13 protein-coding genes are annotated in these 12619 nt (G+C 36.9%); 8 read left to right on the top strand and 5 right to left on the bottom strand.

From position 1 onward, the window contains the following. Nucleotides 1–73 precede the first annotated feature (73 nt). Genes napA through BKP35_RS01865 form a run of 4 tightly spaced genes read left to right on the top strand, consistent with a single transcriptional unit; the run spans nt 74 to nt 3920 of the window. Nucleotides 74–2641, top strand: a complete 2568-nt coding sequence (gene napA, locus BKP35_RS01880; protein ID WP_071311689.1) for a nitrate reductase catalytic subunit NapA — start codon at nt 74–76, stop codon at nt 2639–2641. A 13-nt stretch (nt 2642–2654) separates the two neighbouring features. Continuing rightward, nucleotides 2655–3083: a nitrate reductase cytochrome c-type subunit gene (locus BKP35_RS01875; RefSeq protein WP_071311688.1), complete on the top strand. Its 429-nt coding sequence runs from the start codon at nt 2655–2657 to the stop codon at nt 3081–3083. A gap of 22 nt (nt 3084–3105) precedes the next feature. Beyond that, nucleotides 3106–3375, top strand: a complete 270-nt coding sequence (locus BKP35_RS01870) for a chaperone NapD (RefSeq protein WP_071311687.1) — start codon at nt 3106–3108, stop codon at nt 3373–3375. Next, the gene (locus BKP35_RS01865; protein WP_071311686.1) at nt 3372–3920 is read left to right on the top strand and encodes a 4Fe-4S dicluster domain-containing protein; all 549 of its coding nucleotides are present in this window, start codon (nt 3372–3374) and stop codon (nt 3918–3920) included. Before BKP35_RS01870 ends, BKP35_RS01865 begins: the two co-directional genes overlap by 4 nt. A 942-nt stretch (nt 3921–4862) precedes the next feature. Here the strand turns inward: BKP35_RS01865 and BKP35_RS19335 are convergent. After that, the gene (locus BKP35_RS19335) at nt 4863–5015 is read right to left on the bottom strand and encodes a hypothetical protein (protein WP_169819123.1); all 153 of its coding nucleotides are present in this window, start codon (nt 5013–5015) and stop codon (nt 4863–4865) included. A gap of 398 nt (nt 5016–5413) precedes the next feature. Between BKP35_RS19335 and recQ the strand changes: the two genes are divergently transcribed. Then, nucleotides 5414–7546 (top strand): DNA helicase RecQ, encoded by a 2133-nt coding sequence (gene recQ / locus BKP35_RS01860; RefSeq protein ID WP_071311685.1) that lies wholly within the window; start codon nt 5414–5416, stop codon nt 7544–7546. A gap of 113 nt (nt 7547–7659) precedes the next feature. Here the strand turns inward: recQ and BKP35_RS01855 are convergent, their stop codons facing one another. Both BKP35_RS01855 and BKP35_RS01850 read right to left on the bottom strand, forming a co-directional pair. After that, nucleotides 7660–8313, bottom strand: coding sequence for a deoxynucleoside kinase (locus BKP35_RS01855; RefSeq protein WP_071311684.1), 654 nt, complete (start codon nt 8311–8313; stop codon nt 7660–7662). A gap of 17 nt (nt 8314–8330) precedes the next feature. Then, nucleotides 8331–8963, bottom strand: a complete 633-nt coding sequence (locus BKP35_RS01850) for a deoxynucleoside kinase (protein ID WP_071311683.1) — start codon at nt 8961–8963, stop codon at nt 8331–8333. A 258-nt stretch (nt 8964–9221) separates the two neighbouring features. On the opposite strand from BKP35_RS01850, the gene BKP35_RS19330 reads away from it, so the two are divergent. Further along, nucleotides 9222–9395: a hypothetical protein gene (locus BKP35_RS19330; protein ID WP_169819122.1), complete on the top strand. Its 174-nt coding sequence runs from the start codon at nt 9222–9224 to the stop codon at nt 9393–9395. A 162-nt stretch (nt 9396–9557) separates the two neighbouring features. Continuing rightward, the gene (locus BKP35_RS01845; RefSeq protein WP_071312211.1) at nt 9558–10400 is read left to right on the top strand and encodes a DegV family protein; all 843 of its coding nucleotides are present in this window, start codon (nt 9558–9560) and stop codon (nt 10398–10400) included. Nucleotides 10401–10483: 83 nt separating this feature from the next. On the opposite strand, the gene BKP35_RS19325 is transcribed toward BKP35_RS01845, so the two are convergent. Both BKP35_RS19325 and BKP35_RS01840 read right to left on the bottom strand, forming a co-directional pair. After that, on the bottom strand, nt 10484–10627 hold the full coding sequence (locus tag BKP35_RS19325) for a hypothetical protein (protein WP_169819121.1): 144 nt from the start codon (nt 10625–10627) through the stop codon (nt 10484–10486). Nucleotides 10628–10635: 8 nt separating this feature from the next. After that, nucleotides 10636–10824, bottom strand: coding sequence for an alpha/beta-type small acid-soluble spore protein (locus BKP35_RS01840; RefSeq protein WP_071311682.1), 189 nt, complete (start codon nt 10822–10824; stop codon nt 10636–10638). 499 nt (nt 10825–11323) lie between these two features. On the opposite strand from BKP35_RS01840, the gene BKP35_RS01835 reads away from it, so the two are divergent. After that, nucleotides 11324–12595 carry an L-lactate MFS transporter gene (locus tag BKP35_RS01835; RefSeq protein WP_071311681.1) on the top strand — a complete coding sequence of 424 codons (1272 nt, stop codon included), beginning with the start codon at nt 11324–11326 and terminating at the stop codon, nt 12593–12595. Nucleotides 12596–12619 lie beyond the last annotated feature (24 nt).

Raw genomic sequence — 12619 nt, 5'->3', positions numbered from 1 at the left:
AAAGATACAATGAGGCTTAGAGGTATATTAAAGTTGCCATTATAATCATGAGAGGTAAAGGGGGAAGCTTGAAATGGAACTTACAAGAAGAAGTTTACTAAAAGCAGCTGCGATTTCATCAGCTATGATTGCTGCTGGTTGTAGTCAAAAATCAACACAAGAGCCGAAGGAACCTGAGAGAGATCCAGCGGACATTGAAGCGCAATCGATTGAACCAGACGAATGGAAAACGTCTGTTTGTCGCTACTGTGGAACGGGTTGTGGAGTTTTAGTCGGTGTCAAAGATGAAAAAGTAATAGCGGTTAAAGGAGATCCTGATAACCGTTCAAGTAAAGGTTTAAATTGTATTAAAGGATATTACTTAGGGAAAATCTTATTTGGTAAAGACCGGCTAACTAAACCTTTAATTCGTGAAGACAATTCGAAAAAGGGGACAATGGATGGCTTTCGTGAGGCATCCTGGGAGGAAGCACTTGATTTAATTGCTAGTAAACTAAAAGAAGCCCATGAAAATGATCCGAATTCAATAGCTTTCTGGGGTTCTGGGCAACAAACGATTCATGAAGGCTATGCATCGGCTAAGCTATGGAAAGCTGGTTTATTAAATAATAATATAGATCCAAATGCAAGACTATGCATGGCGAGTGCTGTTGCTGGATTTATGTCAACATTCCAGTCAGATGAACCAATGGGCTGCTATGATGATTTAGACAAAGCAGATGTATTTGTAACTTGGGGTGCGAATATGGCGGAAATGCATCCCGTATTATACTCACGTTTAACTGCCAGAAAGTTATCTGACCCTAATGTTAAACATTATGACATCACAACCTATCATACTCGTACTTCTGAGACAGCTGATAAAGTAATGGTTTTTAGACCGCAAACGGATTTAGCGATCGCTAACTGTATTGTAAATTACTTATTAGAAACGGAGTCCTATGATAAAAAATTTGTTGATGAACATTTACAATTCAAAGCAGGTACTGAAAATCTAGGGCACTCTTTGAAAGATGATTATGATCAGACAGAAAAAGGTCAAAAAGCAGATGCTAATTGGAATATTAGTTTTGACGAATTTAAAGAAATGGTTTCAACGTATACATTTGAATATGTTTCTGAATTGTCAGGAGTTCCTGCCGCAGACTTAGAAGCGTTGGCAAAAGAGTTTGCAAATCCCAATAAAAAAATTATGTCTACGTGGACGATGGGAGTTAACCAACATACACGCGGAACGTGGATGAACAACTTAATTTATGATGTTCACCTTTTATCAGGAAAAATTAGTGAACCTGGCAGTGGCCCGTTTTCTTTGACAGGGCAACCTAGTGCTTGTGGCACTGCTCGTGAAGTCGGTGTGTTCTCCCATCGCTTACCAGCAGACTTAGTTGTGAGTAACCCTGAGCACCGTCGTTTTAGTGAAATGATTTGGAATTTACCAGAAGGATATTTAGATGCCATTGAAAAACCAGGACTTCATACAGTTGCTATGTTCAGAGAGCTTGGAGTGGGTAATGTAAAGTTTCTTTGGAGTATGTCGAACAACTGGGGTCAAACGATGCCGAAAACGAACCGTTATCGTGGAATCGATGAAGATGGTAAAGGGGTTATTGATGGGTTTATTGTCGTATCAGACGTGTATCCTACTCGTTCAACGGAGATGGCTAATGTCGTTTTACCGGCTGCAATGTGGGTGGAACGTGAAGGCATGTTTGGTAATGCGGAACGCCGGAATGCCATCTTTGAGAAGTGCCAAGAACCTCCTGGAGAAGCGAAGTGGGATTTATGGGCAATTGTACAAGTAGCTAAAAGAGTACTCAAAGGCAAAAAAATTGGTGACAAAGATGCTTTTGATGTGATTTTTGGTAAAGAGGGAACAGACATATGGGATTACGAAAAAAATAATTTAATCGAAGATCATAATGACGTTTGTCGCAGAGTTTTTAATGAATATCGTTTATTTTCGGCTCCTCACGTTCATCCGAATCCAAAAGTACAAGAGTTAGGATTTAAATTAAAAACGAGTGCTAAAGAGCTTGCTCCATACGATGAATACTTGAAACAACATGGGATTCGTTGGCCAGTTCGTGAAGTTAATGGAGAATGGATGGAGACGAAGTGGCGCTATGCTCATGGAAAACAAGAGGATGGTTTTGATCAAGTAGGAGTAGAAACGTTCGGTACTCCAGGTAAATATAAAAACCTTGATTTTTACAAATCTAATGATCATCGCCCAACCGTTTTCTTTCGCCCGTTTGAAGATGCTCCTGAAATTCCAGATGAAAAATATCCATTTTGGTTATGTACTGGTCGCGTTCTCGAGCACTGGCATAGCGGAACAATGACACGACGTGTTCCGGAATTGCATCGCGCAGTACCTGAAGCATTGTGTGAAATCCACCCTGATGATGCCAAAGCAATCGGTATTCAAGATATGGATTGGGTTATTGTTAAGTCGCGTCGTGGTGAAACGAAAGTGAAAGCAACTACTACGGGGCGTGGAAAACCACCAAAAGGTTATGTGTTCGTGCCTTTCTTTGCGGAAGAAACGCTAATTAACGACACAACGTTAGATGCATACTGTCCAATATCGAAACAGCCTGATTTCAAAAAAAGTGCTGTTAAAATTATGAAGGCATAGGGGGGAGACGAGGATGAAAAAACAAAATTACTTTCTATTTGCTGTCTCTTTAGCCATTGTGATCTTTGCGATCGTAGTTGGTGTATCGTTGTTTAATAATTCAGGAAGTGAAACAGCGCAATCACCACAAAGTACTGCAGGACAACAATCTACACAACAGGCAAACGTACCACAATTAAACGAAGAACGTGCAGATGCAGCAACAATGGTCTTAATTTCTGCACCAACATTACAACCGGCTGATCATGCAGGGCGATGGGACCCAAAAATAAAGGGTGATAGTTGTTTAATGTGTCATGCGCAAGGAGCAAGAGAAATACCGATTGATCACTTTGTTGATGAAGATCGTAATAAAGGGATTGTTGGAGAGAGATTTACGTGTGTTACTTGTCACGGTTTAGATACAGGTGACCCAAAACCAGCGTTTAATCGAGATAACTAATTTTAGTTACGGAGGTGTAAGCATGGTCATATCAGGATTTATGCTAATTACAGTAAAAGGAAAAACTGAGACAGTCATAGAACAACTTCACAAGCTTCCGGGAGTAGAGGTACATCATATTGAGCAGGGCGTAAAATTGATTTTAACCCTTGAAGCTCCTTCGGTTGATGAAAGTTATCGCGTCGGCGAAAAGTTTAAAGAAATTGATGGCATAGTATCGATATGTCTCGCTTACACAAACTTTGAAGATGATGAGGCGATGCAACACCAAGAATCAGTGATCAAACAATGACCGAAAAATTAAACCGTAGACAGTATATAAAGGAGAATTTTCGTTCGTCGTTTCAATTTTTAGGTTCCATTATTGGCGCTACAATAGAGCATGAGCGAAACTTTATTCGTCCCCCTGGAGCAGGGGAAGAACTAGGTTTTGTGGCTACATGTAGTCGTTGCGGTGAGTGTGAAGATGTTTGTCCTACGGCAACTATTAGTCTTTTTTCGAGTGACTACGGTGCAAAGCTAGCAGGAACACCATATATTAATCCGAATGAAATACCTTGTACGTTTTGTAATAAATGTATTACAAGTTGCCCAACGGGGGCACTAGAGGAAAGTGGAGAAAATGAAAAGATAGGAATTGCAGAAGTTGTTACTTATAACTGTTTGGCACATAAAGGGACTCTTTGCGATTATTGCGTTAGAGCATGTCCCTTAGGACCAATTGCTATATCAATGGAGGATGGAAAGCCGGTTATAAACGAAGAAAATTGTAATGGTTGCGGTCAATGTGTATCTGCTTGTATTCAATCTTATAAAGGGATTTATATTAGGGTGTAAAAGAACTGTGCAAGTGGCGTATCGGTAGCAAAAAAGAGGGCGCATTATCACCAGGGGCCGTTACCTATCGCAAAACTCCAATTTACACAATATAACGCACGCCTAATCGCACCGAAAAATGCGGTGTTTTTTGGAGACAAGTAATGATCCGGTTGATGAACTGGATCATTACTTGTATTATTTTCAATCGCTTCTTGAACTAATTCTAATCCTTTAGTTCAAGATGGAAATTGTACAGTATCGGGTAGTAAGCATTATGGGGGGAGTGTGCAGTAGACGTGGGTTGATGCAACGGAATTACATCATCTGTAAAATACATATATATAAAACCACGTATGACGCGTGCGAATTCCAGTATTTGTAAATCAAGCCGGTCAAAACCAGTGATAAGCGAGTGTGAATTCCAGTATCTGTTAAACGCGCTGGTCAAAATCAGTGATAAGCGAGTGTGAATTCCAGTATCTGTTAAACACGCTGGTCAAAACCAGTGATAAGTGAGCGTGAATTCCAGTATCTGTTAAACACGCTGGTCAAAACCAGTGATAAGTGAGCGTGAATTCCAGTATCTGTTAAACACGCTGGTCAAAACCAGTGATAAGCGAGTGTAAATTCCAGTATCTGTTAAACGCACTCGTCAAATCCATTGTATGGTCTAGGGTGACGCCAAATGATTACTCTCCTCGACTCAAAACAAGAGAAGAGTAATCCAAATGCTTGAATGATTACTCTTCTGAGCTCAAAGCAAGAGAAAGGGAATCGAAAGCTTAAAGTGAGCATTTTGCTCTCTCTTTTATATTGCAATTGCACACTCCCCCCGTAATACGAAAAAACACGATGTTGCACACTCTCCCCATAAAACGTAACTAGAGAGTGCGAACTACTGCACATCATCCCAAAAAAGTGACTACTAATTGTGTTGCAATTTAGTAGTCACTTTTCTTGCTACCTTTTATCGTTGTGTTGTCGTCCTGCTTGTCCAGCTTCGACATAAGGCTCACGAGCAAACTCTTGCTGAGGCGAGTTTCCTAAAGGGCTTACGTGTGCCCCGTGTTTGTTTTTACCTTCTTTTCTTGGGTTACTTTTTCGTTTTGTCAAAGAAAATCAGCTCCTACATTAAATTAAGTGAAACATGAACATTAATATTATGAACTTTTTTTCTTATTATATTTTAATGAATTTCATAATTCATTATTTTCGCCACTAAGATCAATATATATAGTTGCGCTAGAGCCATTCGCAAAGTATATATTGCGTGGTGTGGCTCATTTTTGGTAATTATAAAATTCACTCATTTGAGTAAATGTCATAGTTACTAAAAATGAGCTCTATAAACTATATGTAGTTGCGAGAGATTTAACGCAACTACATATGTGGCTTATGGCGATTATATTGAGTTATGAAATTCATTAATTTATCGTTAATTTTAGCTTTCACAACCTAAAGCGCTATGGTATGGTTACATTGATACTTTTTAAAATTATGGAGTTGGAGATATGCTTGAAACAAGTTTTGTAAATGATCAACCGTTAAAAGTTTTGAAAAAATACTTTGGTTATAGTAGCTTTCGTAAAAATCAACATGAACTAATATCTACAATATTAGAAGGAAATGACACGGTTTGTATTATGCCCACTGGTGGTGGGAAATCGATTTGCTATCAAGTTCCAGCAATGATTTTTAAGGGGATTACAATTGTCATAAGTCCGTTGATTTCGTTAATGAAAGATCAAGTTGATACACTAAATAACAGTGGAATTCCTGCTGTGTATTTAAATAGTACGGTTTCACAAAGGGACCAAGAGCGGATAAGCGCTGGATTAAAACAAGGTGCTTATAAACTTGTGTATGTCGCTCCTGAACGTTTAGAATCAAGTTCATTTATACATTTTCTTCAACAATTACCGATTGACTTTATTGCTGTCGATGAAGCACATTGTATTTCACAGTGGGGGCATGATTTTCGACCGAGCTATGCTAAAATTGGTCAATTAATACAACAGTTTTCTCCACGGCCCGTTGTAGCTGCACTTACAGCGACGGCGACGAAACAGGTAGCCGAAGATATAGAAGTAGGACTTAAGCTTAATACTCCATCATCGTTCATTTCAGGATATGAACGCGAAAATTTAGCACTATCAGTGGTGAAGACGGGAAACAAGCGGAAATACTTGCTCGACTTTATTCAACGTTACAGCGGTGAAAGTGGCATTATTTATACAGCGACGCGAAAAGATGTGGAACAGTTACACAACTATTTAGAAAAAAACGGAATATCGTCAGCAACGTATCACGGTGGAATGTCAGAGTCGGCACGAGCGGAAAATCAAGAAAACTTTATTTTTGATAATGAAAAAATTATCATCGCGACCAACGCTTTTGGAATGGGAATCGACAAATCGAATGTTCGCTATGTGCTTCATTATCAACTCCCGAAAAGTATGGAGGCGTATTATCAAGAAGCGGGTAGAGCCGGTAGAGATGGAGAAAATAGTGATTGTGTATTACTGTACACGAGTAAAGATGTACAAACACAAAAATTTTTAATAGAACAGTCTGCATCTAATATCGATCGTAAAAGCCATGAATATAGTAAACTTCAAGCAATGGTTGATTATTGCCACACGACCAAATGTTTACAAAAGTTTATTGTTAACTACTTCGGTGATCTAGCAAATCATGAGTGTGAAAAATGTTCTAACTGTAAATCAGATCTAGAAGAAATCGATGTCACTTTAGAAGCACAAAAAATATTTAGTTGTATTGCACGAATGAAAGAGCGATTTGGAGTTACATTAGTAGCACAAGTTTTAAAAGGATCGAACAATAAACGAATTAAAGAACTCGGGTTAAAACAGTTGACTACCTATGGATTAATGAAAGAAAAAACTGAAAAAGAAATTGCCGAGATCATCCAACTTTTTATTGCAGAAGGTTACTTAGGATTGACTACTGGACAATATCCTACGGTTCGTTTAACTGAAAGAGCGGTTGCTGTATTAAAAAGTGGAGAAAAAGTATTTCAAAAAGTGAAACCAGTCAAAAAAGAAGAGCCGATTCACTCTGAACTTTTTGAGGAGCTTCGCCTATTGCGTAAACAGCTTGCAGATAACGAAAACTTACCTCCATATATTATTTTTTCGGATGCAACCTTAAAAGAGATGTGTAAGTATTATCCGAAGACGAAAGCAAACATGCTCCAAATAAAAGGAGTAGGGGAGATGAAGTTTGACAAATATGGAGAAGAGTTTTTAAAAGCAATCGTCTCCTTTACAGAAGAAAATCAAATTTCAGATGCAGGTCAACAAGCTAATGAAAAACCTGAGAAAATAGATGAAGAGCCTAGTTATTTGACAACAGTAAAAATGTTTAGCGACGGTAAAGAGATTAACGAGATCGTTTTGCAACGTGGACTAAAACAAACGACGGTTGAACAACATCTTGTACAAGGAGCGATGGATGCTATAGACCTAGATTGGGAGAGGGCTATACCCACTTCCTATCGTGAGTTAATTGTTAAAAAACATGAGGAAATTGGCGATGGGAAGCTGAAGTCTTTAAAGGAAGCATTGCCAGAAGAAATTAGTTATTTTCATATTAAATTAGCTTTGTGTTTGAAGGATAAATAGACAAGCGTTCTTATGTTTTTGTAATGGTGTTGCGGACATCTGTTCTGCTAATTAGGTAATAATTGCTTTATTTAAAGTAGAACAGACATATGTCCGCAGTAAAATCTTTCTATCTATTTCAGCACGAGTTCCTTAGCTGTAATTTTTTCTATTTCTTTAATAATTGCCGAAATAGAATCAGGGTCACGGCTATCATAAGTTTCAATATCTAATCTTAGTATCGGGCATACGGTAAATTCATTTATCCAATTATGATAGCGCTCATATAAGTCTTCCCAAAACTTAATTGGAGTTTCGATTTCCATTTTACGACCGCGCATATTAATTCTCTCAATAATTTTTTCGAGTGATCCATCTAAATAAATTAAAACGTCTGGCTTGGGAAAATAAGGGGATAAAGTCATTGCTTCAAACAACGAGCTGTACGTATCAAAGTCACGATCTGTCATATTCCCTTGATCGTATTGTAATTTGGCAAAAATACCAACGTCTTCATAAATACTGCGGTCTTGCACGTAACCATAACCACTTTCAAACATCGCTTTTTGTTGTTTAAAACGTTCTGCTAGAAAATAAATTTGTAAATGAAAAGACCATTGTTTGAAGTTTGAATAGTAATCTTCTAGGTATGGATTACCATCTACTTTTTCATAAGATGCTTTAAAATGTAGCGCATTTGCTAAGTTTTTTGTTAATGTCGACTTACCCACACCTACCGTACCAGCTAACGTGATTAGGGCATTATTAGGAAGCGTAGTATCATTCATTATTTTCAGCTCCATTACTAGTTATTTACACAAATTTGATGATCTATTTTAGAAAAAATCATTTCGAGGTCCGTTTTATTTTTAATGAAATCAATTTGATCGCCATCGAATGTTAATACTGGGACGTGAGGATGATCGTTAATAAACTTTTCCATGAATTGATCATAATCTTTAGTCAACTGAAGTAAATACGTTGGATCAATATTTTTTTCAATTTCTCTACCACGGAGTGAAATTCTGTCTAACAATGTATTTAAACTAGCTCTTAAATAAATAATTAAATTAGGCTCAGGCATATCAGCGGTTAATATGTAATAGATTTGTCTATATTTATCATATTGGCTCGCCTCTAAGGTACGTTCAGCAAATATTTGGTTTTTAAAGATATGGTAATCTGAAACTACCGGTACCCCTTTTGCTAAATAACCTCTTTCAATGTCCTCAAGCTGCTTATAGCGGTTGCACAAAAAGAACATTTCAGTTTGAAAGCTCCACTCTTTTATATCGTTGTAAAAGTTTCCTAAAAAAGGGTTTTCCTCTACAATTTCATTTAATAACGTATATCGATATTGTTTTGCAATTTCTTTAGCCAAAGATGATTTTCCAACACCAATTGGCCCTTCAACTGCAATAAACGGTACATTTTTCAACAGGTTTCCTCCTTTTTCAACAAACAAATAGACAAAGGTTATTTTAACATAGAGACCTATCTTCTGGTAGGGTTATTATTTTATAGTTTAAGAAAGGTTCTTTTATAAAGGGATAAAGTATTTGAAGAACTGTTGGCAACAATTTAAATAATTATGAAATTCACTTAGTGGAAAATTATTGTTTATATAGAAAAAATAGTATATAAGCCTTTTATTTAGGAAAAACTAAATTTGACGCTACATAAAGGAGGTTTGTGTATGGAAATTGAAATGAGTGCTAATGATGTAATTAGTTCCATTAATCAATTACATTCTGACGGAGAAGCTCTCGCTAAGAAGAAAGTAAAAAAATCTCATCCTGATCTAATGAGAAGTGCCCTCCATTACTTCCCTAGTTGGGAACATGCTATCAAAGAAAGTGGCATTGAGTAGTAAAAAGATAAGAGCAAAAAAACTCTCACGGTTTTTTGCTCTTATCTTTTTTTATCCCTTCATGTATCTAAACTTAACAACATTAGAGTTTTTATAGTATGATAGAAGAAAATAATATTAATGCTCTTTTCTAAAAGAGGTTTTCAAATGGGGGTGCTTATTTTGAGTAAAGTAAAAATCGTTACAGATTCGACTGTAGACGTTCCTAAAGAGGAGTTAGATGCCTTAGGAGTGGAAGTTGTACCATTAACAATTACTATAGATGGGAAGTCTTACGTTGATGGAGTTGATGTTAGTGCGAAAGAATACATTACATTATTAAAGGAAGCAAAAGACATACCTAGAACGTCACAGCCAGCTGCTGGTGTTTTCGCAGAAATTTATGATCGTTTAGGTGCCGACGGCAGTGAAATTATTTCAATACATATATCGAATGGAATGAGTGGTACTTTTAATTCAGCACAAAGTGGTGCGGAAATTTCTAAATCAAAAGTTACTGTCGTAGATTCGAAATTTATTTCTTTTGCTTTAGGATTTCAAGTAGTAGAGGCTGCGAAAATGGCTAAAGAAGGTAAAACAGTAGAAGAAATTATTAGTCGTATAAATCAAGTTCGAGAAAATAGTTCGTTGTATTTAATGGTAGATACGCTTGAATATTTATTAAAAGGAGGAAGAATTGGAAGAGGTAAAGCTTTAGTTGGTTCATTATTGAAAATTAAGCCAATTGCCTCCCTAGCCGATGGTGTATACACACCTGTTTCTAAGGTTCGGACATATCCTCAGCTTATAAAATACTTTATCAAGCAGCTACAGGATGAGACAGCCAATAAAACGATCAAATCTGTAGGGATCGCTCACGCTGATACGCTAGAATTAGCGACAAAAATTAAAGAAGCGATAATTGCTGAAACTCAATTTAACGATATTAGAATTGTTGATACAACTCCTATTATAAGTACACATACAGGACCAGGTGCGATTGCCTTAATGTATTTTGCTGAATAAGAGATGAAAGGCGATAAAAGAGGGTGGGCCAAAACAAGTGTCAAACACTTTTGGCCCACCTTTTTGCGCTTTCGCTTTTCTTATCAACCTCTTGGTACTCGTTTATTATTTTTTTTCGCCTTTGCAATGTCTACATTTTCATCGGCAAATTCTTCGTTATACACACTTTCAGTCGGGGTGAAATTATTCTTAGCAGCAGCATCACGGAAATGTTTACGTTTCGTCATAGCTACTCCTATTTGCCATTAAGCTGTTGTTCAGCCATTTGAACAAGACGCTTCGTAATTTCTCCACCTACTGACCCATTAGATCTAGATGTGTCGTCTGCATTAAGTTTTACTCCGAATTCTTGGGCAATTTCATATTTCATTTGATCTAATGCTTGCTCAACGCCAGGTACAACTAATTTATTATTATTTGGCATCTTAATCCCTCCTTGCCTATATACTTGCCTGAGGGAATGAATATATGAATTGTAATCTTATCCAACGTAGTTATTTATAGGCTAACTGTTCGATATTTACTGCTTTGTTCAATGAAATGCTTCATTGTTGAAATCTCTCCTGTGAACTAATTAATATGATTGTATCCTTCATAACAATAATCACCTCATAAAAAATATTTATCAAAATTATAACTTGTTTTTTCATTAGTTGGAAATGAAAATAATCAACAATAAGTTAACAATTGTCAAAAAGATTTAATAAAAAGATGATTTTTTTTCAAAAAGTGATAAAAAGCATTTTCAAATCAGTTAGAAATAGCTTAAAGTAATAGTGAGGTAATGGTCATCTGATGACCAGATGGTAAGGGGATCATATTTTAATCTTATTACTAATGTCCGCATAAAGCGCATGTATATCGCTGTGGGCAACAAAGTTGCCCAAAATAAGCTAAATTCAAATGAGAAAGGAATTAAAAAAATGAAACAAAAAAATCGGTGGTTAATCGCGTTATCAGCAGTAGCAATTCACACATCCATTGGTTCCGCCTACGCTTATAGTGTGTTTCAAAATCCACTTTCAGAAAAGCTAGGGTGGGAAAGTACCCAGGTTACATTGGCTTTTACAATTGCAATTTTTATTCTAGGAATATCTGCGGCCTCTTTTGGTCAGTTTGTTGAAAAAAATGGCCCTCGTAAATCAGCATTGCTTGCAGCAATTCTTTTTGCATCAGGGATTATTGGTTCAGGTGTAGCTGTTAGCCTTGAATCTTTACCGTTATTTTATTTGACATACGGGGTGTTAAGTGGAATGGGGCTTGGTTTAGGTTACATTTCACCAGTATCTACACTTGTAAAATGGTTCCCTGATCGTCGTGGTTTAGCGACAGGAATGGCTGTATTTGGCTTTGGAGCGGGAGCCTTAATCGCTGGTCCAGTTGCTGCACAATTAATTGGCAGCTTAGGTGTGGCTTCTACTTTCTTTATTTTAGGGGCTGCATACTTTCTATTCATGACTTTAGGTGCTTTATATATAGCTAAACCACCAGTAGGATGGGCACCGAAAGGAATGGATCCGTCAGCTGTAGGTGGAGGAAAGTACGATATTAAAGGAACGCAAGACTTAGCGCAATTAACAGCGAAACAAGCTTCGAAAACGAAAAGGTTTTGGTTGTTATGGGTGATGATGTTTATAAATATTTCAACAGGACTAATGCTAATTTCAGTTGCTTCACCGATGGCTCAAGAAAAAGTTGGAATGACTGCAATCGCAGCTGCTAGTATGGTAGGATTTATGGGTCTTTTCAACGGTGGTGGTCGAATTGGGTGGTCAAGTGCCTCGGATTTTATCGGAAGGTCAAGAATATATCCAATATTTTTTGCAATTCAATTAGTGGCATTTTTAATTTTGCCTAACATTACAAATGTAATTGCCTTTCAAATTTTGATTTTCTTAGTTTTAACCATTTATGGTGGTGGCTTTGCAGTATTACCTGCATTTATTGGTGATTTATTCGGAACAAAACAATTAGGAGCAATTCATGGTTTAATTCTTACTTCTTGGTCAATGGCAGGAGTGATGGGACCACAACTAGTAGCTTATATTCATGGAGCGACAAATAGTTATAACTTAACATTCTATGTTTTCGTTGGTTTCCTTGCAATTGCTTTTATTACCTCATTGTTAATGATGAAAGATATTAAAAGAGTTAAAGCACTTAATGAAAAGAAATTAGTTGAAAAAGCTAGCTAATGATTAATGATATAAAAAAGGAGC

This window comes from Anaerobacillus arseniciselenatis, assembly GCF_001865995.1.
GTDB classification, from domain to species: Bacteria; Bacillota; Bacilli; order Bacillales; family Anaerobacillaceae; genus Anaerobacillus; species Anaerobacillus arseniciselenatis.
Note: the sequence above shows the minus strand (reverse complement) of the source record. Positions and strands in the feature narration are given on the sequence as shown.